18 protein-coding genes and 2 tRNA genes are annotated in these 20515 nt (G+C 70.9%); 14 read left to right on the forward strand and 6 right to left on the reverse strand.

Going from position 1 to position 20515, the window contains the following annotated elements:
- Positions 1-111: 111 nt before the first annotated feature.
- From BX266_RS18140 to rpmH, 5 genes are read right to left on the reverse strand one after another with little or no spacing between them, the layout of a single operon-like run.
- A complete protein-coding gene (locus BX266_RS18140; RefSeq protein WP_099901139.1) occupies positions 112-633 on the reverse strand; it encodes a R3H domain-containing nucleic acid-binding protein in 522 nt (173 codons plus the stop codon).
- Between the two features lie 57 nt (positions 634-690).
- Positions 691-1845 (reverse strand): membrane protein insertase YidC, encoded by a 1155-nt coding sequence (yidC, locus tag BX266_RS18145; RefSeq protein WP_099901141.1) that lies wholly within the window; start codon positions 1843-1845, stop codon positions 691-693.
- A 3-nt stretch (positions 1846-1848) separates the two neighbouring features.
- Entirely contained in the window at positions 1849-2163 is a 315-nt protein-coding gene (gene yidD / locus BX266_RS18150; protein ID WP_099901143.1) for a membrane protein insertion efficiency factor YidD, read from the reverse strand.
- Positions 2160-2588: a ribonuclease P protein component gene (gene rnpA, locus BX266_RS18155; RefSeq protein ID WP_099901145.1), complete on the reverse strand. Its 429-nt coding sequence runs from the start codon at positions 2586-2588 to the stop codon at positions 2160-2162. The genes yidD and rnpA overlap by 4 nt, the downstream gene beginning before the upstream one ends.
- A 19-nt stretch (positions 2589-2607) precedes the next feature.
- Positions 2608-2745, reverse strand: coding sequence for a 50S ribosomal protein L34 (rpmH, locus tag BX266_RS18160; protein ID WP_043915359.1), 138 nt, complete (start codon positions 2743-2745; stop codon positions 2608-2610).
- A 426-nt stretch (positions 2746-3171) separates the two neighbouring features.
- Here rpmH and dnaA point away from each other — a divergent pair, with 426 nt between their 5' ends.
- From dnaA to BX266_RS18225, 14 genes are all read left to right on the forward strand, one after another.
- Positions 3172-5007 carry a chromosomal replication initiator protein DnaA gene (gene dnaA, locus BX266_RS18165; RefSeq protein WP_099901147.1) on the forward strand — a complete coding sequence of 612 codons (1836 nt, stop codon included), beginning with the start codon at positions 3172-3174 and terminating at the stop codon, positions 5005-5007.
- 1020 nt (positions 5008-6027) lie between these two features.
- Positions 6028-7158, forward strand: coding sequence for a DNA polymerase III subunit beta (gene dnaN, locus BX266_RS18170; protein WP_099901149.1), 1131 nt, complete (start codon positions 6028-6030; stop codon positions 7156-7158).
- Positions 7159-7303: 145 nt separating this feature from the next.
- Complete coding sequence (gene gnd, locus BX266_RS18175; RefSeq protein WP_099901151.1) at positions 7304-8179, forward strand: phosphogluconate dehydrogenase (NAD(+)-dependent, decarboxylating); 876 nt, start codon at positions 7304-7306, stop codon at positions 8177-8179.
- A 36-nt stretch (positions 8180-8215) separates the two neighbouring features.
- Entirely contained in the window at positions 8216-9352 is a 1137-nt protein-coding gene (gene recF / locus BX266_RS18180; protein ID WP_099901153.1) for a DNA replication/repair protein RecF, read from the forward strand.
- 67 nt (positions 9353-9419) lie between these two features.
- Positions 9420-9932 carry a DUF721 domain-containing protein gene (locus BX266_RS18185; protein ID WP_099901154.1) on the forward strand — a complete coding sequence of 171 codons (513 nt, stop codon included), beginning with the start codon at positions 9420-9422 and terminating at the stop codon, positions 9930-9932.
- Positions 9933-10205: 273 nt separating this feature from the next.
- Positions 10206-12197, forward strand: a complete 1992-nt coding sequence (gene gyrB / locus BX266_RS18190; RefSeq protein ID WP_218969256.1) for a DNA topoisomerase (ATP-hydrolyzing) subunit B — start codon at positions 10206-10208, stop codon at positions 12195-12197.
- Positions 12198-12291: 94 nt separating this feature from the next.
- Positions 12292-14832, forward strand: coding sequence for a DNA gyrase subunit A (gyrA, locus tag BX266_RS18195; protein ID WP_310794837.1), 2541 nt, complete (start codon positions 12292-12294; stop codon positions 14830-14832).
- Between the two features lie 268 nt (positions 14833-15100).
- A complete protein-coding gene (locus tag BX266_RS18200; protein ID WP_099901158.1) occupies positions 15101-15718 on the forward strand; it encodes a DUF3566 domain-containing protein in 618 nt (205 codons plus the stop codon).
- A gap of 223 nt (positions 15719-15941) precedes the next feature.
- Positions 15942-17315 carry a cyclopropane-fatty-acyl-phospholipid synthase family protein gene (locus BX266_RS18205; RefSeq protein ID WP_099901160.1) on the forward strand — a complete coding sequence of 458 codons (1374 nt, stop codon included), beginning with the start codon at positions 15942-15944 and terminating at the stop codon, positions 17313-17315.
- Positions 17316-17331: 16 nt separating this feature from the next.
- Positions 17332-17405 (forward strand) — tRNA-Ile (locus BX266_RS18210).
- Between the two features lie 287 nt (positions 17406-17692).
- A complete protein-coding gene (locus tag BX266_RS18215) occupies positions 17693-18556 on the forward strand; it encodes a hypothetical protein (protein ID WP_099901162.1) in 864 nt (287 codons plus the stop codon).
- 88 nt (positions 18557-18644) lie between these two features.
- Positions 18645-19016 carry a DUF6191 domain-containing protein gene (locus tag BX266_RS18220; protein ID WP_310794789.1) on the forward strand — a complete coding sequence of 124 codons (372 nt, stop codon included), beginning with the start codon at positions 18645-18647 and terminating at the stop codon, positions 19014-19016.
- 100 nt (positions 19017-19116) lie between these two features.
- Positions 19117-19245 carry a DLW-39 family protein gene (locus BX266_RS39305; protein ID WP_014137031.1) on the forward strand — a complete coding sequence of 43 codons (129 nt, stop codon included), beginning with the start codon at positions 19117-19119 and terminating at the stop codon, positions 19243-19245.
- Positions 19246-19354: 109 nt separating this feature from the next.
- Positions 19355-19427: transfer RNA gene (locus tag BX266_RS18225), tRNA-Ala, on the forward strand.
- A gap of 69 nt (positions 19428-19496) precedes the next feature.
- On the opposite strand, the gene BX266_RS18230 is transcribed toward BX266_RS18225, so the two are convergent.
- Positions 19497-20354 (reverse strand): DUF5324 family protein, encoded by an 858-nt coding sequence (locus BX266_RS18230; protein ID WP_099901164.1) that lies wholly within the window; start codon positions 20352-20354, stop codon positions 19497-19499.
- Positions 20355-20515 lie beyond the last annotated feature (161 nt).

Raw genomic sequence — 20515 nt, forward strand, 5'->3', positions numbered from 1 at the left:
ACCGGCCCTACAAGCACTGTTCCACGTGAAACATCCATCCGCCGCAAAGGCGACGACCCCGCCCGCGAGAGGCGGGCGGGGTCGGACGCCGGATCGGCGGCACCACCGGCGTCAAGCCGGCAGCACGACCACGCAGCGCTGGGGCTCCTCGCCCTCCGACTCGCTGCGCAGCCCCGCTGCGGCCACCGCGTCGTGCACCACCTTGCGCTCGAACGGGGTCATCGGCCGCAGCTTGACCTGCTCGCCGGAGCTCTTGACCTGCTCGGCCGCCTCCGCGCCCAGTTCCGCCAACTCGGCCCGCTTGCGCGCCCGGAAGCCCGCAACGTCCAGCATCAGGCGGCTGCGCTCCCCGGTCTCCCGGTGGACGGCCAGCCGGGTCAGCTCCTGGAGCGCCTCCAGCACCTCGCCGTCCTGCCCCACCAGCCGCTGCAGCGTCCGGTCGTCGCCCTCGCTGACGATGGAGACCAGCGCCCGGTCCCCCTCGACGTCCATGTCGATGTCGCCGTCCAGGTCGGCGATGTCCAGCAGACCCTCCAGGTAGTCGGCGGCGATGTCACCCTCGTGCTCCAGACGCGAGAGGACGCTCTCACCGGCCGGCGCGGTGTCGACGGCGGAGGTGGTGCCATCGGTCACAGGTGGACTCCTTCGGAGTACGGGGCCCTCGGGTGGGGCCGGGAGAGAGGGTCGGGACTACTTCTTCTTCGGCCGCTGACCGGCCTGGCCGCCGCGCCGGGGCTGCTGGCGCTGGCCCGGCCTGGCCGCCGGCTTCGCCCCGCCCGGCTTCGCACCGGACTGCCCGGCCCCGGCCGGCTCGGCCTCGGCCACGTCCTGGGAGGCCGCGTCCGGCGCTTCGCCGTGCTCCGTGGCGTGCGCCTGGTGGGTCGCCGTGGCCTGCCGCTGCGCCTTGGACTGCTTGCGCGGCTGCTGCCGGCGCACCTGCACGCTGTCCTCGACGGCCGCCTGGGCCTCCGCCGCGGCGCTGCCCTTGGAGCCGGTGATGGACGCCAGCAGGCCGACCTTCTTGATCGAACCGTCCGGGTTGATCCGGCCCTGCTTCTTCAGCCGGGCCTGGCGCTCGTTCCAGGCCTGGCTGCCGGGCGTCGGGTTGTTGCGGATGACGATCAGCTGCTGGCCCATCGACCAGACGTTGGTGGTGAGCCAGTAGACCAGCACACCGACCGGGAAGTTGATGCCCATCACGGCGAACATGACCGGGAAGACGTACATCAGCATCTTCTGCTGCTGCATGAACGGCGTCTTGACCGTCAGGTCCATGTTCTTGGTCATCAGCTGGCGCTGCGTGATGAACTGCGACAGCGACATCAGCACGATCATGACCGCGCAGACGATCTGGATGTGGATGCTGTCGGCACCCACGAACTTCGCCGACAGCGGGGCGCCGAAGATGTGCGCCTGCTTGGCGCTCTCCAGCAGCGGCCGGTCGATCACGCCGATGGTCTTGTCGTTGGCGATCGAGGCCAGCACACCGTAGAGAGCGGTGAAGAACGGCGCCTGCACGAGGATCGGAAGGCACGAGGAGAACGGGTTGGTGCCCGCCTCCTTGTACAGCTTCATCATCTCTTCGGACTGGCGCTGCTTGTCGTTCTTGTAGCGCTCCTGGATGGCCTTCATCTTCGGCTGGATCGCCTGCATGGCCCGGGTCGACTTGATCTGCTTCACGAAGAGCGGGATCAGGCAGATCCGGATGACCACCACCATCATCACGATGGACAGGCCCCACGCCAGGCCGCCGTCCGGATCGAAGACGTGGCTGAACAGCGAGTGGAACTGGACGATGATCCAGGACACCGCTGTGTAGAGGGGACTCAGAAAACCGAAGGTCACCGGTCAGACTCCTTGGACATCGGGCTTCGCCACCGGCTCCGGCTCGGCGGTCCCGCTCGTGGGGCTCAGCAGATTGCGCAGCCGGCGGTGCCACACCGGGTGCTTTCGCGGCGGCACATGGTCGACCCCGCCGGGAGACCAAGGGTTGCAGCGCAGAATGCGCCAGGCGGTCAGCCCGCTGCCCTTGATCGCTCCGTGCACATGGATCGCCTCGTACCCGTAGCGGGAGCACGAGGGGTAATAACGGCACACCGGGCCCAGCAGCGGACTGATCGTCCACTGGTAGAGCCTGATCAGGCCCATCAGCAGGTACTTCATCGCCCTGTTCCCGTCGGGGCACTGCCGGTCGGTTCCGACCTGAGCAAGCGGCGCAGTGCCGCGTCCAGGTCGTGCCCGAGGTCTGGGTACGAGGCCGTCGCCGCGGCGGGCAGCGCCCGTACCACTATCAGGCTACCTGCGGGCAACCGGGACAGGCGCTCGTGGACGAGGTGACGCAGCCGACGCTTCACGAGGTTGCGGACCACTGCTGGCCCCACGGCCTTGCTCACGACGAAACCCGCACGCGCCGAAGGAAGCCCCTCGGCGACGTGCGGGTGGGAGTCGCTGTTCCGGTCGGCACCCGCCTCGGGCGCGCCCTCTCTGTGGAGGTGCACCACCAGCAGGGGCCGACCGGCGCGGCGACCGCGTTTCACCGCGGTCGCGAAGTCCTGGCGCCGCCGCAGCCGATTCTCGGTGGGCAGCACTGCAGACCCTTGGCGCGGATCAGGCGGACAGGGCGCTGCGGCCCTTGGCGCGACGCGACGCCAGGATGGCGCGGCCGGCACGGGTACGCATGCGCAGCCGGAAGCCGTGGGTCTTGGCGCGACGACGGTTGTTCGGCTGGAAGGTGCGCTTGCTCACTCGGGGGCTCCTGGGGTGAATCGTAGGATGACGTGCAGTCGCTTGGCCGTCACCGTGCGTCCGCGCGATCTCCCCTTGCACTGGGAAATCCGGTACCCGGTCCCAGATCTGCTGGGACGGGACCACCACGGCGCCCGTGCTGCGCGCGTCATGGAAGCGGGCGGACCCGCGGACATGCGGCAGCGGCCATCGACAACTCGACCTGGTTACGGTACGCGGGACGGGGTCGGAGGGTCAAACCAGGTGGCCGCCGGGCCGTTGCCCACAGCCTGTGGACAACGACTTGAATCAGCTCTGCGCGCTGACTACCGTTGCAGGACTTGTCTCTTTTGTTCTGTGCTCGTGGTCGCACCGTGACGCGCCACCTCAACCGCCCTCCTGACCTTGCCTGACTCCCCCGCTCGGGGAACGAGAAAGCGTGTACCAGTGGCTGATGTCAACAGCGATCTCGTCCTGATGTGGTCGAGGGTCGTCGAGCGACTGGTCAACGACAGCGACGTCGTGGAGAAGGACAAGAACTGGGTGCGGCGCACCCAGCCGATGTGGATGATGCACGACACCGCCCTGCTGGCGGCGCCGAACGAGTTCGCCAAGCAGGTGCTGGAGGGCCGGCTGCTGCCGCAGCTGACCGAGGCCATCTCGCAGGAGTTCGGCCGCCAGGTGCGGATCGCCGTGATGGTGGACGCCAACGCCGCCGCCTCGGCCGAGGTCGAGCCGGAGCCGGAACCCGAGGCGGACCCGGAGCCGGAGTCCGTGGAGTGGCCGCACCCGCACGACCAGGGCTACCAGGGCGGTCCGGGCTACCCGCAGCAGCAGCAGCCCCCGCCCGGCAGCTGGCCGGGCCGCTCCGGCGAGGACTACCAGCGCCAGCCGTACCAGCAGGACTACCCGCCGGCCGAGCCCTACGGGGTGGGCGCGCAGGATCCGTACGGTGACAGGAGCGGTGCGGGCGGCGGCAGTTGGGAGCCGACCGCGATGCCCGAGCGGCGGCCGGACCCGGCCCCCCGGCGGTCCAGCCGGCCGACCGCGGACTCCGCGCAGGGCGACCTGTTCGGCGGGGCGCTCGGCTCCCCCGACGAGGACCGCCCGCGCCCGGGAGCCGCCCGCCGGGCCGCTCCCCGACCCCCGGCCGCCGCGCAGCCGCCGGCCCGGCTGGAGCGCACCCCCGCGCCCGGGGTCCCGGCCCCGCCCGGCGCTCCCCCGGCGGGCGGCTCCCGCAAGGACGAGCCGAACGCCCGGCTGAACCCCAAGTACCTGTTCGACACCTTCGTCATCGGCGCCAGCAACCGCTTCGCGCACGCGGCGGCGGTGGCGGTCGCCGAGGCCCCGGCCAAGGCGTACAACCCGCTCTTCGTCTACGGGGAGTCCGGGCTCGGCAAGACCCACCTGCTGCACGCCATCGGGCACTACTCGCGCAGCCTGTTCCCGGGCACCCGGGTGCGCTACGTGAGCTCGGAGGAGTTCACCAACGAGTTCATCAACTCGATCCGGGACGGCAAGGCGGACGCGTTCCGCAAGCGCTACCGGGACATCGACATCCTGCTGGTCGACGACATCCAGTTCCTGGCCAGCAAGGAGTCGACGCAGGAGGAGTTCTTCCACACCTTCAACACCCTGCACAACGCCAACAAGCAGATCGTGCTCTCCTCGGACCGGCCGCCCAAGCAGCTGATCACGCTGGAGGACCGGCTCCGCAACCGCTTCGAGTGGGGGCTGATCACCGACGTCACCCCGCCGGAGCTGGAGACCCGGATCGCGATCCTGCGGAAGAAGGCGATCCAGGAGCAACTCAACGCCCCGCCGGACGTGTTGGAGTTCATCGCGTCCCGGATCACCCGCAACATCCGGGAGTTGGAGGGCGCGCTGATCCGGGTCACGGCGTTCGCCAACCTGAACCGGGCGCCGGTGGACCTGGAGCTGGCCGGCATCGTCCTCAAGGACCTGATCCCCGGCGGGGACGAGGACGCCGGGCCGGAGATCACCGCGCAGGTGATCATGCAGCAGACCGCTGCCTACTTCGGGCTGGGCGTGGAGGATCTGTGCGGGTCCTCGCGCAGCCGGGTGCTGGTGACGGCCCGGCAGATCGCGATGTACCTGTGCCGGGAGCTGACCGACCTGTCGCTGCCGAAGATCGGCGCGCAGTTCGGCGGCCGGGATCACACCACGGTGATGCACGCGGACCGCAAGATCCGCTCGTTGATGGCCGAGCGGCGGTCCATCTACAACCAGGTCACCGAGCTGACCAACCGGATCAAGAGCTAGCCGCAGCAAGGCGGTTGACGCTGCGGAGGGGAGTCGGGCCGAGCGGGCCCGGCTCCCCTCCGGCGTTCCGGGGCCCGCCGGGCGGCGGTGCGGCCGTCCGGGCACCGCGGTGCGGCGGCCGGGCGGATCGGGGTGGGGAACAGGTGTGGCGGGGCGGTCGGCGGGGCAGGAACCGTTCGACCGGCACCCGCGGCGAACCGGCCGCCCGAACGAACGCTTGTGCAGCAATTCGAACGGTTCGGGTGCGTACCGGAGTTGTCCACAGGAACGGGTGGGTTTTCCCCGTCCACAGGCATCCGAAGCCGAAGTTATCCAGAGGTTCCTCCACAGGGTGATCCCCGCTACGCTCTTCGGCGCAGGTCAACCCCCTGTGGACTTGTGCACAACGGTTATCCACAGCCTGTGGAGAACTGAGGGCCCGTCAGCCGGTCCACAGAGTTGTCCACCGGCCGTCCACAGGAAAAGGGGAGTTATCCCCAGGTTGTCCACAGGCCTGTCCACAGTTCGGCAACATCAACTCCCTTGTCAGGCTTGGGTGTGAAAGGCGTCACGTGATGTTGATCGACGACTGGGGATAACCCCGACGATTTCTGTGGATGAACCTGGGGATAACCTGTGGATACTCAGCGTGCCCTGTGGATTACGCTCCGTTGTCCACAGTCGGCCTAGGTTTTCCACAGTCGCCGTCCACAGGTCCTGTGGACAAAATATGGCCGCTGACCTGCGAAAACGGGGTTATCCACGGTATCCACAGGCCCTACTACTACTGCTACACCTAGAGACCTCGTGACTTGATCAACAGTGGGGGTGGGCCGAATCTGTGGACAACCGGGCCCCGACATCTGTTCGGTCCGGTTGCGCCCATCTGCCCCGACTGTCGGCCGAGTAGGACAGACTGTCCTTCGGCAACCGGAGGGCAGGCGGAGTGGTCCGCCCGGTCCGGTGGCCGGAAGACGATCAACAGCGCCGGGCGGCGGTACGGCCGCCGGTGCGGCAACAGCAGCCAGGAGGCGGTTACCGGTGAAGTTCCGGGTGGAGCGTGATGTCCTCGCGGAGGCGGTGGCCTGGGCTGCCCGCAGCCTCCCCGCGCGGCCGCCGGTGCCGGTGCTGGCCGGCCTGCTGCTGACGGCGCAGGAGGGCACCCTGGCGCTCTCCGGGTTCGACTACGAGGTCTCGGCCCGGGTCGAGCTGGAGGCGGACGTCGAGGAGGCCGGCACCGTGCTGGTCTCCGGCCGGCTGCTGAACGACATCTCGCGCAACCTGCCGAACCGTCCGGTGGAGATCTCCACCGACGGCATGCGGGTCAGCGTGGTCTGCGGCAGCTCGCGCTTCACGCTGCCGACCCTGCCGGTCGACGAGTACCCGGCGCTGCCGCAGATGCCGACCGCCACCGGCACCGTCCCGGGCGACGTGTTCGCCTCGGCGGTCAGCCAGGCCGCGGTCGCCGCCGGCCGGGACGACACCCTGCCGGTGCTCACCGGCGTCCGGGTCGAGATCAACGGCAGCGGGATCACCCTGGCCGCCACCGACCGGTACCGGTTCGCCGTCCGCGAGCTGCTCTGGAAGCCCGAGCAGGACGACATCAACGCCGTCGCGCTGGTGCCCGCCAAGACCCTCCAGGACATCGCGAAGTCCCTGGGCAGCGGCGACCACGTCTCGATCGCGCTCTCCACCGGCGGGGCCGGCGAGGGCCTGATCGGCTTCGAGGGGGCCGGCCGGCGGACCACCACCCGCCTGCTGGAGGGCGAGTTCCCGAAGTTCCGGTCGATCTTCCCGACCGAGTTCTCGGCGGTCGCCGCGGTGCAGACCCAGCCCTTCCTGGAGGCGCTCAAGCGCGTCTCGCTGGTGGCCGAGCGCAACACCCCCGTCCGCCTCAACTTCGAGCAGGGCGTGCTCACCCTGGAGGCCGGCTCGGGCGACGACGCGCAGGCCTCCGAGCGGGTCGAGGCCGACCTCGAGGGCGACGACATCTCGATCGCCTTCAACCCCGGCTACCTGGAGGAGGGGCTCAAGGCGATCGACGCCGCGTACGCGCAGCTGAGCTTCACCACGCCGACCAAGCCGGCCCTGCTCACCGGCAAGCCCGCGGTGGACGCGGAGCCGGACGGCGCCTACCAGTACCTGATCATGCCGGTGCGACTCTCCGGCTGACGCGACGTCAATCACCAGGGGCGCGAGGGGCGAAAGCCTCCGCGCCCCTGTGGCTGCCCGGCGAGCCCTCGTCGTCGGCGTAGGCTCAGGGATTGTGCGGCAACGGCGCCGTCATCAGGCACGACACCACAGTGAAGGACTTGTCATGGAGCTCGGCCTCATCGGTCTCGGCAAGATGGGCGGCAACATGCGCGAGCGCATCCGCCGCGCCGGCCACACCGTCATCGGCTACGACCGCAACCCGGACCTCGCCGACGTCGACAGCATCGAGCAGCTGGTCACCAAGCTGGAGGCCCCCCGCGTGGTGTGGGTGATGGTCCCGGCAGGCGGCCCGACCCAGGAGACCGTCGAGCACCTGGCCGAGCTGCTCGCCCCCGGCGACGTGGTGGTGGACGGCGGCAACTCCCGTTGGACCGATGACATCAAGCACGCCGAGCTGCTCGCCGCCAAGGGCATCGGCTTCGTCGACTGCGGCGTCTCCGGCGGCGTCTGGGGCCTGGAGAACGGCTACGCGCTGATGTACGGCGGCGAGGCCGCCCACGTGGCGAAGGTCCAGCCGATCTTCGACGCGCTGAAGCCCGAGGGCGACTTCGGCTCGGTGCACGCCGGCAAGGTCGGCGCCGGCCACTTCGCCAAGATGGTCCACAACGGCATCGAGTACGCGATGATGCAGGCCTTCGCCGAGGGCTGGGAGCTGCTGGAGGCCGCCCCCGAGGTCACCGACGTGCGCGAGGTGTTCCGCAGCTGGCAGGAGGGCACGGTGATCCGCTCCTGGCTGCTCGACCTGGCCGTCCGGGCGCTGGACGACGACGAGCACCTGGCCAAGCTCAAGGGCTGGGCCGCCGACTCCGGCGAGGGCCGCTGGACGGTCGAGGCCGCCATCGACCACGCGGTGCCGCTGCCGGCGATCACCGCCTCGCTGTTCGCCCGGTTCGCCTCGCGCCAGGACGACTCCCCGCAGATGAAGATGATCGCCGCGCTGCGCAACCAGTTCGGCGGCCACGCGGTCGAGTCCAAGTAAGTCCCACCAGCGAGAAGGCGAGCGCAGTCCACAGCCATGCACGTCGCGCACCTGTCGCTCGCCGACTTCCGCTCCTACGCCCGGGTCGAGGTTCCGCTCGACCCGGGCGTCACCGCGTTCGTCGGACCCAACGGGCAGGGCAAGACCAACCTGGTCGAGGCGATCGGCTACGTCGCCACCCTGGGCAGCCACCGGGTGGCCACCGACGCGCCGCTGGTCCGGCTCGGCGCCGAGCGGGCGGTGATCCGGGCCAGCGTGGTCGCCCAGGGCGGCCGGACCACCCTGGTGGAACTGGAACTGACCCCCGGCAAGGCCAACCGGGCCCGGCTGAACCGTTCCGACAACATCCGCCCGCGCGACGTGCTGGGCGTGCTGCGCACCGTGCTGTTCGCCCCCGAGGACCTCTCGCTGGTCAAGGGCGACCCGGGCGAGCGCCGCCGCTTCCTGGACGAGCTGCTGACCTACCGCGCCCCCCGGCTGGCCGGCGTGCGGTCCGACTACGAGCGGGTGCTCAAGCAGCGCAACGCGCTGCTGAAGACCGCCGCGATGGCCCGCCGGGCCGGCGGCGGCAAGTCCGCGGACCTCACCACCCTGGAGGTCTGGGACGGCCATCTGGCGCGCACCGGGGCGGAGTTGACCGCCTTTCGGATCCAACTGGTGGCCGCCCTGCAGCCGTTGGTGGCGGAGGCCTACCGCCAGCTGGCCCCCGGCGCCGGAGACACCGTGCTGGAGTACCGCTCCTCCTTCGAGGGCGAGCTGCCCACCAGCCGCGAGCAGGCCGAGCAGCAGCTGCTGGAGGCCCTGCAGGCGACCCGGAAGCAGGAGATCGAGCGCGGCCTGACCCTGGTCGGCCCGCACCGCGACGAGCTGCTGCTGCGGCTCGGCCCGCTCCCCGCCAAGGGCTACGCCAGCCACGGCGAGTCCTGGTCCTACGCGCTGGCGCTCCGGCTGGCCTCCTACGAGCTGCTCCGGGCCGAGGGCGGCGAGCCGGTGCTGATCCTGGACGACGTGTTCGCCGAGCTGGACGCCCGTCGCCGGGACCGGCTGGCCGAGCTGGTGGCCGGCGGCGAGCAGGTGCTGGTCACCGCCGCGGTCGCCGAGGACGTGCCCAAGGCGCTGAGCGGCGCCCGGTACGGGGTCGCGGACGGCACTGTGTCCCGGCTCACCCCGTGAACCCGCGGAACCACGTACCCTGGGCGGCTCGTCGGTGGAGTTGTCCACAGCCTGGGGATGGAGCGTGATGGCGGAGGGCTCGGAGCTTTCGGGCGTGGACCTGGCCCGGGTGGCGCTGCGCGCCGCCAAGGAGCAGGCGAGGCAGCGCGGCGAGCAGGTGCGCGAGCGCCGGGAGGCGAAGCGGACCGGACTGCGCAGCGGCGCCCGCGCGGACGGCCGCGACCCGGTGCCGCTGGGCGCCGCACTGAACCGGCTGATCACCGAGCGCGGCTGGGAGGCGCCGGCCGCGGTGGGCGGGGTGATGGGCCGCTGGTCGCAGATCGTCGGCCCGGACATCGCTGCGCACTGTGAGCCGAAGTCGTACGCGGAGGCCGAGGCGGTGCTCACCGTGCAGTGCGACTCCACCGCGTGGGCGACCCAACTTCGGCTGCTGGCGCGCCAGTTGGTGGCTCGTCTGAATCACGAGCTGGGCCACGGCACGGTCCGGGTGATCAAGGTGCTGGGCCCCGATGCGCCGGTCCGCGGTTACGGGCGGTTGCGGGCGCCGGGGAGCAAGGGCCCGGGCGACACCTGGGGCTGAGCCGGGCCGAGCGGAGCACCGGCCTCCGGAATCGCTGGCGGCCTGTCCAGGCGCTCTGAGACCCCCTGGCGAGTATCGGGACACGTCCAGAGGGGATTCAGGGCGGCACATCTGCCCTCAGAGGCTGCCAAACGCCCCTCACTGTCGGTCGTACCGGTAGACTGAAGCGCAAACACCGTTGTGTGCAGCAACCGAGTCGAAACGCCGTGGTCGCACACCTGCCCGGAACACCGGGGAGGAGCGCGGCCCGCGCTGTGCCAGAGAGGGCGCTTCGTGGCCGATTCCGGCAACCCCAGCCAGACACCTGACCCGTCCGACAACAAGGCCTACGACGCCAGTGCGATCCAGGTGCTGGAGGGCCTGGACGCCGTCCGCAAGCGCCCCGGCATGTACATCGGCTCGACCGGTGAGCGCGGCCTGCACCACCTCGTGTACGAGATCGTCGACAACTCGGTCGACGAGGCGTTGGCGGGCCACGCCGACACGATCGACGTGACGATCCAGGCCGACGGCGGCGTGCGGGTTGTGGACAACGGCCGAGGCATCCCGGTCGGCATCATGCCGGGCCAGGACAAGCCCGCCGTCGAGGTCGTGCTGACCGTGCTGCACGCGGGCGGCAAGTTCGGCGGTGGCGGCTACGCGGTCTCCGGTGGTCTGCACGGCGTCGGCGTCTCCGTGGTCAACGCGCTCTCCACCCGCCTCGCGGTGGAGATCCTGACCGACGGCGCCCGCTGGACGCAGGAGTACAAGTCCGGTGTCCCGACCGCCCCGTTGGACAAGCACGAGGCCACCGAGGAGACCGGCACCAGCGTCACCTTCTGGGCCGACCCGGACATCTTCGAGACCACCGTCTACTCCTTCGAGACGCTCTCCCGCCGCTTCCAGGAGATGGCCTTCCTCAACAAGGGCCTGACCATCTCGCTGACCGACGAGCGCCCGGAGCACCTCGACGAGGAGGGCAAGCCGCTCGCCGTCACGTACAAGTACGACGGCGGGATCGCGGACTTCGTCGCCCACCTCAACTCCCGCAAGGGCGAGGTGATCCACCCCTCGGTGATCGACTTCGAGGCGGAGGACAAGGACAAGCGGATCTCCGCCGAGATCGCGATGCAGTGGAACTCGTCCTACACCGAGGGCGTGTACTCCTTCGCGAACACCATCCACACCCACGGCGGCGGCACCCACGAGGAGGGCTTCCGCTCCGCCCTCACGGGTCTGGTGAACCGCTACGCGCGCGACAAGAAGCTGCTCCGCGAGAAGGACGACAACCTCTCCGGCGAGGACATCCGCGAGGGTCTGACCGCGATCATCTCGGTCAAGCTCGGCGAGCCGCAGTTCGAGGGCCAGACCAAGGACAAGCTCGGCAACACCGAGGCCAAGACCTTCGTGCAGAAGGTGGTCAACGAGCACCTGGCCGACTGGCTGGACCGCAACCCCAACGAGGCCGCGGACATCATCCGCAAGTCCATCCAGGCCGCCAGCGCCCGGGTCGCCGCCCGCAAGGCCCGCGACCTGACCCGGCGCAAGGGCCTGCTGGAGTCCGCCTCGCTGCCCGGCAAGCTCTCGGACTGCCAGTCCAAGGACCCGGCCGAGTGCGAGATCTTCATCGTCGAGGGCGACTCGGCCGGCGGCTCCGCCAAGCAGGGCCGCGACCCGCGCACCCAGGCGATCCTCCCGATCCGCGGCAAGATCCTGAACGTCGAGAAGGCCCGGATCGACAAGGTGCTGCAGAACACCGAGGTCCAGGCGCTGATCTCGGCCTTCGGCTGCGGCATCCAGGAGGACTACGACGCCGAGAAGCTGCGGTACCACAAGATCGTGCTGATGGCCGACGCCGACGTCGACGGACAGCACATCCGCACCCTGCTGCTGACCCTGCTGTTCCGCTTCATGCGCCCGCTGGTCGAGGCCGGGTACGTCTACCTGGCGATGCCCCCGCTGTACAAGATCAAGTGGGGCCGCGACGAGTTCGAGTACGCCTACTCCGACCGCGAGCGCGACGCGCTGATCGCCGCCGGGGTGGAGGCGGGCCGCCGACTGCCCAAGGACGACGCCATCCAGCGCTTCAAGGGCCTCGGCGAGATGAACGCCGAGGAGCTGCGCATCACCACCATGGACACCGCGCACCGCCTGCTGCTCCAGGTCACCCTGGAGGACGCCGCCCGGGCCGACGACCTGTTCTCCGTCCTGATGGGCGAGGACGTCGAGGCCCGCCGCTCCTTCATCCAGCGCAACGCCAAGGACGTCCGCTTCCTGGACGTCTGACGTCCGCCCAGGATCGTTGAAAGGAAACTGACCACCAGTGGTCGACGACAACCGTCCGGACGGCGGCGAGCAGCCCGAGGACAGCAACACCCCCATCCAGAGCGGCAACCGGGTCGAGCTCATCGAGCTCGAGACCGAGATGCAGCGCTCCTACCTCGACTACGCGATGAGCGTCATCGTCTCGCGCGCCCTGCCCGAGGTCCGCGACGGCCTCAAGCCGGTGCACCGCCGCGTGCTGTACGCGATGTACGACGGCGGCTACCGGCCCGAGAAGGGCTACTACAAGTGCGCCCGCGTGGTCGGCGACGTGATGGGCAACTACCACCCGCACGGCGACACCTCGATCTACGACACCCTGGTCCGGCTCGCCCAGACCTGGTCGATGCGGATGCCGCTGGTCGACGGCAACGGCAACTTCGGCTCCCCGGGCAACGACCCGGCCGCGGCGATGCGCTACACCGAGTGCAAGATGATGCCGCTGGCGATGGAGATGATGCGCGACATCGACGAGGAGACCGTCGACTTCGCCGCCAACTACGACGGCCGGCAGCAGGAGCCGACCGTCCTCCCCGCCCGCATCCCCAACCTGCTGATCAACGGCGCCACCGGCATCGCGGTCGGCATGGCCACCAACATCCCGCCGCACAACCTGCGCGAGGTCGCCTCCGGCGCGCTCTGGGCGCTGGAGCACCCCGAGGCCTCCAACGAGGAGCTGCTGGAAGCCCTGATCGAGCGGATCAAGGCCCCCGACTTCCCGACCGGCGCGCTGATCGTCGGCCGCCGCGGCATCGAGGACGCGTACCGCACCGGCCGCGGCTCGATCACCATGCGCGCGGTGGTCGAGGTCGAGGAGATCCAGGGCCGCCAGTGCCTGGTGATCACCGAGCTGCCCTACCAGGTCAACCCGGACAACCTCGCGCTGAAGATCGCCGACCTGGTCAAGGACGGCCGGATCGCCGGCATCGCCGACGTCCGCGACGAGTCCTCCTCGCGCACCGGCCAGCGCCTGGTCATCGTGCTCAAGCGCGACGCCGTCGCCAAGGTCGTGCTCAACAACCTGTACAAGCACACCGACCTGCAGACCAACTTCGGCGCCAACATGCTGGCCCTGGTCGACGGCGTGCCGCGCACCCTCTCGCTGGACGCCTTCATCCGGCACTGGGTCGCCCACCAGATCGAGGTCATCGTCCGCCGGACCACGTTCCGGCTGCGCAAGGCCGAGGAGCGCGCCCACATCCTGCGCGCGCTGCTCAAGGCCCTCGACCAGATCGACGCCGTGATCGCGCTGATCCGCGCCTCGGAGAGCGCCGACGCCGCCCGCAGCGGCCTGATGCAGCTGCTCGACATCGACGAGCTGCAGGCCAACGCCATCCTCGAGATGCAGCTGCGCCGGCTCGCCGCCCTGGAGAGCGCCCGCATCCTCAGCGAGCACGACGAGCTCCAGGCCAAGATCAACGAGTACAACGCGATCCTCGCCTCGCCCTCCAGGCAGCGCGAGATCGTCTCCGAGGAGCTCACCGCGATCGTCGAGAAGTACGGCGACGAGCGGCGCTCCACCCTGATCCCCTCCGACGGCGACCTCTCGATCGAGGACCTCATCGCCGAGGAGGACATCGTCGTCACCATCACCCGCGGCGGCTACGTCAAGCGCACCCGCTCCGACCTGTACCGCTCGCAGAAGCGCGGCGGCAAGGGCGTGCGCGGCGCGCAGCTGAAGCAGGACGACATCGTCGACCACTTCTTCGTGACCACCACCCACAACTGGATCCTCTTCTTCACCAACAAGGGCCGGGTCTACCGCGCCAAGGGCTACGAGCTGCCCGACGCCGGGCGCGACGCCCGCGGCCAGCACGTCGCCAACCTGCTGGCCTTCCAGCCGGAGGAGCACATCACCCAGGTGATGGCGGTGCGCACCTACGAGGACAAGCCGTACCTGGTCCTCGCCACCCGCGGCGGCCTGGTCAAGAAGACCCCGCTCAAGGACTACGACTCCCCGCGCTCCGGCGGCCTGATCGCCATCAACCTGCGCCAGGACGAGGAGGGCCGGGACGACGAGCTGATCGGCGCCGAGCTGGTCTCCGCCGACGACGACCTGCTGCTGATCTCCAAGAAGGCCCAGTCGATCCGCTTCAAGGCCACCGACGAGGCGCTCCGCCCGATGAGCCGGGCCACCTCCGGCGTGAAGGGCATGGCGTTCCGCGAGGACGACGAACTGCTCTCGATGAACGTGGTCCGTCCCGGCACCTACGTGTTCACCGCCACCGACGGCGGTTACGCCAAGCGGACCACGGTTGACGAGTACCGTGTCCAGGGACGTGGCGGTTTCGGTATCAAGGCGGCGAAGATCGTCGAGGGCCGGGGCTCGCTGGTCGGAGCCCTGGTGGTCGAGGAGACCGACGAGATCATGGCCATCACGCTCTCCGGCGGCGTGATCCGGACCAGGGTTTCCGAAGTGCGTGAAACCGGACGTGACACCATGGGCGTCCAACTGATCAACCTCGGAAAGCGCGACGCGGTGGTGGGCATGGCCCGCAACGCGGAGGCCTACGAGGAGGAGGGCGTGGACGACGTCGAGGCGACGGAGTCCGCGGCCGCCACCGAGCAAGAGGCGGACGGCGCGCCCGACCAGGGCTGACGCACCGAAGCCGACCCCGTGGTGCCCGGCCCGCCGCAGCGGACCGGGCACCACGGGCTGACCGCGGGCCACCCGGGCCGGCGGCGGAAGACGAGCACAACACGGTCCAGGGCGGTGCGACCGGCCTGGCGGAAGGTTCGGGAGGACCACGGTGAGCGGAGCCACGGGTGCTGGAGGTGCCACGGGCGGGCTGTCGGGCGGAACGGGCGGAACACCGTACGGTGCGCCCCAGCGCCCCGCCGAGCACCCCGCCTCTTCCACCTCGGTGATGCCCCCGGTCGGTCAGACCGGGGCGCAGCAGAGCTACGGCGGCCAGACCCCGCCCCCGCCGCCGAGCGCCCCGCCCACGGCCGGCGGCGGCTTCTCCAGCCCCACCACGTACGCCAAGGGCCAGCCGACGCCCCCGCGCGGCACCCGCACCGGCGGCGGCACCCCCGGGCAGGGCGGCCAGGGCGGCCAGTCCCGCCGCCCCGGCGGCGGCCCCGGTCCGGCCGGCGGCAGCGGCGGCGGCGGCCGGACCCGCAAGGCCCGGCTCCGGGTGGTCAAGGCCGACCCGTGGTCGGTGATGAAGGTCAGCTTCCTGCTCTCGCTGGCCATCGGCGTGATCATCATCGTGGCCTCCGCCGTGCTCTGGATGACCCTGGACGGCCTCGGCGTCTTCGACTCGCTGAGCAGCACCTTCAAGGACGTCACGGGCAGCGACAGCGCCGGCGCGTTCAACCTGATGGATTACATCGGGTTCGGCAAGGTCATGCTGTTCACCACCCTGATCGCGGTGGTCGACGTGGTCCTGATGACCGCCCTGGCCACCCTGGCCGCGTTCATCTACAACTCGGCGGCCGGCTTCACCGGCGGCATCGAGCTGACCCTCGCCGAAGAGGACTGACCTCGCGTCAGTTTCGCGGAATTCCCCGGGCCCCGGAGGCTGTTGAAGCCTCCGGGGCCCGTTGCCGTCCCCGGGGCAATCGGGTGACCGGGCGGCGCGCCGGGCCGGACCGCCCCGCCGGCCGTGGGCAAATGGAGGCCGGGGAGACGGGTACGGGGCCGTCCGGCCGCGGCGCAGCGGCCACCGGGCGGTCCGGACGGGTACGGCTGGTCGGAGGTCCGTGGTGGCGGAGAACGCACAGCAACTGGTCGGAGCACTGGAGGGCCTGATCGGCCGTCGGGTCCCCCTGCGAGTACGCACCTGGGACGGCTCCCAGGCCGGCCCGCCCGACGCCCCCGCCGTCGTGCTGCGCAACCGCCGCGCCCTGCGCCGGCTGCTCTGGGCCCCCGGCGAACTCGGCCTGGCCCGCGCCTACGTCGCCGGCGACCTCGAGATCGACCCCGGCAGCGACCTGTACGAGGTGCTGGCCGCCGTCACCGCGTTCGCCGAGGACCCCGAGGCCCAGGAGCTGCGGGCCGGCCCCCGCCAGTACCTGGGCGCCCCCGGCCGCCGGGTGCTGGCCGCCGCCCTGCGCAACGGCGCGATCGGTCCGCGGCCCGCTCCCCCGCCCGAGGAGGTCCGGCACCGCCGCGGCCGCCTGCACAGCCGTCGCCGCGACCGGGCCGCGATCAGCCACCACTACGACGTCGGCAACGACTTCTACCGGCTGGTCCTCGGCCCGACCATGATCTACTCCTGCGCCTACTGGACGGCCGACGCGAAGAGCCTGGAGGACGCCCAGACCGCCAAGCTCGACCTGATCTGCCGCAAGCTCGGCCTGCGGCCCGGCATGCGCCTGCTGGACGTCGGCTGCGGCTGGGGCTCGCTCGTCCTGCACGCCGCCCGCCACTACGGCGTCCGGGCCGTCGGCGTCTCGATCTCCACCGAGCAGGTCGCGCTCGCCCGTGAGCGCGTCGCCGCGGCCGGTCTCGCCGACCGGATCGAGATCCGGCTCCAGGACTACCGCGAAGTCCCCGACGGCCCCTTCGACGCCATCTCCAGCGTCGGCATGGCCGAACACGTCGGCTCCGACCAGTACCTCGTCTACGCCCGCCACCTGTACGACCTGCTGGCCCCCGGCGGCCGCCTGCTCAACCACCAGATCGCCCGCCGTCCGCTCCCGCCCGGCGAGGCGTACCGGCTCTCGCCCTTCATCGACCGCTACGTCTTCCCCGACGGGGAGCTCTCCCCCGTCGGCACCACCGTCTCCCGCCTGGAGGAGGCCGGCTTCGAGGTCCGCGACGTCGAGGCCCTCCGCGAGCACTACGGCCGGACCCTCCGCGAATGGGTCGCCAACCTCGAAGCCCACTGGCCGGAGGCCACCGCGCTGGCCGGCCGTGGCCGGGCCCGGGTCTGGCGGCTCTACATGGCCGCCTCCGCCGTCGCCTTCGAGCAGAACCACATCGGCATCAACCAGGTCCTCGCCGTCCGGCCCACCCCGGCCGGCGCCTCCGGCCTCCCCGCCACCCGCGCCCAGTGGCTCGCCGAGGCCGCTGAGCAGGACCGTCCGGTGGGGGCCCTGGATACGGATTTGGGAGATCGGCCGTCGGTCCGCTAATCTTTCAGTGCGGCAAGGGCCTATAGCTCAGACGGTTAGAGCGCTTCCCTGATAAGGAAGAGGCCACAGGTTCAAGTCCTGTTAGGCCCACCGGCGCGAAGGCCCCGATCACCTCTGGTGATCGGGGCCTTCGACGTTCTCCGCCCCCCGTAACCCCGTCCCGCCCCGCTCGTTGGGCCGGGTGCGCAGAGGCAACACAGGGTGAGCTGACTCGAAACTGATGTGAAGTCGGGGATAGCCGGGCGACAGACCCGGTCATTGGGTGACGTGGGACGTAGCGCGACCTCTGCTCCGGCCGGCGGATGACCGGCCCCGCCCGCCCCGGGTGACCGGGCGGTTCCCACGTCATGTCGTCATTCACCCTGTGAGGCACACCCATGTCCATGGAAGCCGCGCTGCTCGAATCCAGGACGCTCCGAAGCGGCCTGTGCGAGCGCACCGAAGTCCTCGACGAGGTCAAGGCCCTCGTCCCGCTGCCCGACGGGCTGCATGTCACCACGCGGATGGTCGCCGACTACTTCGACGTCGGCGAGAACATCATCCGCGCGGTGGTCCGTCGGCACCGCGAGGAGCTGAGGAGCAACGGATACACCGTCGTCAAGCCTGTGGACGACTCCGCCGCGGCCGCCCTGACCCCGCAGCCTGTGGATAACCCCGAGAACCAGAGTTACACAAAGTACTTCTGGCAGGTCAGCCGCTCGCAGGGGGGTGGGAACGGGGTCGCGCTGTACTCGCGGCGGGCCGTGTTGAACGTCGCGATGCTGCTGCGGGACAGCGAGGTGGCCCGGCGGGTCAGGGCCCGGTTGCTGGACATCGTGGAGGCGGCGGCCCACCCGGTGGTGGAGCCGCCGGTGGTGCACCCGTACCGGGCCCGGCCGTGGAAGCGGTGGAGCGAGTTGAGGTGGGACGAGTACGAGGCCGGGCGGCGGGATCCGGCAGTCGAGGCGTGGCGGCGGCGGATCGACGGGCTGGACCCGTACGAGCCGGAGTTGCCGTGGGTGGACGGGGAGGAGGAGGTTGAGTACTCGTTCCCGGCGGAGGACCTGCCGGCGGTGGTGTCGGGGTTGGCGGTGTCGGTCGGGGTGATCGAGCGGCGGCTGGACGCCCAGGGCGTGCTGATCGCCGCGATCGGTGAGCGGATCTCCCGTCAGGAGGCCCGCCTGGACGGCCTGGGCGAGGGCGTGCGGGCGATCCGGCGGGACGTCGCGCACCTGCGCGGGCGGCGCCGCCGCCGGGGCTAGTCCGGCGTGGGCGGTCGGGCGCGCCGCCGTGCGGGGGAACGGCGGCGCGCCCGGGCGCGTTGTGGGCGGCATGGGGTATTTCTGGGCGATGAGCCTGCCCGGTCTGGTGTGCGCGCTGGCGGTGCTGGCGTTCGTGGACCAGGTCGCGCTGCGGGCACGGCGGAGCCGGTGGATCCCGTGGCGCGGGACGGGGCGGGAGGGTCAGATCTCGTCGACCGGGTTCGAGCAGCTGCACGCCCAGTTCGCGGCCGGGAAGCAGGCCGAGCTGGAGCAGCGGAAGACCACGCTGATGCTCCGGGACGAGGAGGGCGAGGGGGCTCCGCCGCGTTCCCGGGTGAACCTGGAGGGCGGGGTCGCGGTGATCCGCGCGGCGGGGCGGCAGTCCGACGAGCGTACTGGTGGGGGAGCGTCAAAGATGGCTGCGGATCGGCCGGTTGGCGGTGGCGGGGGCCGCTCTTGAACGGGTTACCGGTGTGTATCATCGGCCGCAGGGCGGTCCTCAGCCTGACCGCTGGTGCGTGCTCCCCCATCCAAGCAATCAAGAAGGACGAGGTCCCGCGGTGAAGAAGCTCCTCCTGGTCGCCCTGGTCGCCCTCGGCGGCTTCTTTGTCTACCGTCAGGTCCAGGCGGACCGCGCCGAGCAGGACCTGTGGACCGAGGCGACCGACCCGGTCCCCGCCGGCCGCTGAGCCGTCGGACGAAGTCTTCCTCGGGCCGGCCTGCGGAGCACGGGCCGCGGCCGGTCCGAAACCCGCGTGGGCCGCTGCCCGGGAACGGGTACGCTAGTCCCCGTTGCTCGGGGCCTTAGCTCAGTTGGTAGAGCGCTGTCTTTGCATGGCAGATGTCAGGGGTTCGACTCCCCTAGGCTCCACAGTCGCCGAACGGCCCCCGACCTGGTTTCCAGGTCGGGGGCCGTTCGCGTGTCCGCGGGCGGCGGGGCTCAGTGCGGCTTGCGCGGGTCGTGCGGCTTGGGCCGGTCGTCCTCGGCGTCGGCGGCCTGCGGCGGGGCGGGCTTGGCGGCTGGCGCGGTGTCCGGATCCTCGTGCGGGACGGAGCCGTTGAGGACGGCGCCGCCGACCGGGGCGCCGGTGGCGGTGCCGGGCGTGGGGGAGGCGTCGGCGGCGGGCGGCGCGGCGACCGGAGCCGGGGGCTCGGTCAGCCACTCGGGGTTGTTCTGCTTCCGGTACCACTGCCAGGCCAGCACGCCGGTGCCGACGGCGAGCGTGCCGGCCACCGCGAGGCCGGTGGCCCAGCCGTTGCGGTTCTGCTTCTTGGCGTTCTTGGCGGCCAGTCCGCTGATCTCGGCGGCGCTGACGTTGCCGTGCAGCGCGGTGATCGCCGCCGCGCCGCGGGTCTGCGCCTCCTGGGCCAGCGGGGTGACGGTGTCCCGGGCGGCCTGGAAGGTCTCGGCGACCTTGGGCACCACCGTGGTGCGGGCCTGACCGGCCGCCTGCCCGGCCGAGAGCTTCGCGGCGAGCGCGGCCTCCTGGGCCCGGTGGACGGCCTTCAGGGCGGCCTTCTGGGTCTCCGGGGGGAGGCTGAAGAAGGCGTGCTCCAGGTGCGGGGCGAGGTGCTTGACGTACTGCACCCGGGCGGCCTGCGCGGCCTGTCCGGCTCCCGCCCTGGCCTGGGCGCCGGCGGCCGCGGCCTTCGGGCCGAGCGCCTCCAGCTTGGGGCCGAGCGTCTGCTTGGCGCCCTCGGCGTAGTGCAGGGCGGTCTCCTTGGCGGAGACGGCGTAGGGCGCGACCGCGTCCTTCGCCCGTCCGGCGGTCTCGCGCGCGGTGTCCGTACGGCTCACGGGCTTCTCCTTCTCGGCGGGTGTCCGGTGTTGTCCGGTCTGCACTTTTCCACCTGATAGGAGATCATGCATCCCACTCGGCCGGTGAGCACCTTCGACTGAGCCGTCTGCGGGGCCCATGGGATGATTCCTCGGATAGTCAGCTAAAAGATGAGGAAGGT

This window comes from Streptomyces sp. TLI_171, from assembly GCF_003610255.1.
Classification (GTDB): domain Bacteria; phylum Actinomycetota; class Actinomycetes; order Streptomycetales; family Streptomycetaceae; genus Kitasatospora.

Excerpts from the sequence above, each read along its gene's own strand:
- yidD (WP_099901143.1), bottom strand. The coding sequence starts at position 2,163 with ATGAAGTACCTGCTGATGGGCCTGATCAGGCTCTACCAGTGGACGATC.
- gnd (WP_099901151.1), top strand. The coding sequence starts at position 7,304 with ATGGAGCTCGGCCTCATCGGTCTCGGCAAGATGGGCGGCAACATGCGC.
- recF (WP_099901153.1), top strand. The coding sequence starts at position 8,216 with ATGCACGTCGCGCACCTGTCGCTCGCCGACTTCCGCTCCTACGCCCGG.
- BX266_RS18185 (WP_099901154.1), top strand. The coding sequence starts at position 9,420 with ATGGCGGAGGGCTCGGAGCTTTCGGGCGTGGACCTGGCCCGGGTGGCG.
- BX266_RS18200 (WP_099901158.1), top strand. The coding sequence starts at position 15,101 with ATGCCCCCGGTCGGTCAGACCGGGGCGCAGCAGAGCTACGGCGGCCAG.
- BX266_RS18215 (WP_099901162.1), top strand. The coding sequence starts at position 17,693 with ATGTCCATGGAAGCCGCGCTGCTCGAATCCAGGACGCTCCGAAGCGGC.
- BX266_RS18220 (WP_310794789.1), top strand. The coding sequence starts at position 18,645 with ATGAGCCTGCCCGGTCTGGTGTGCGCGCTGGCGGTGCTGGCGTTCGTG.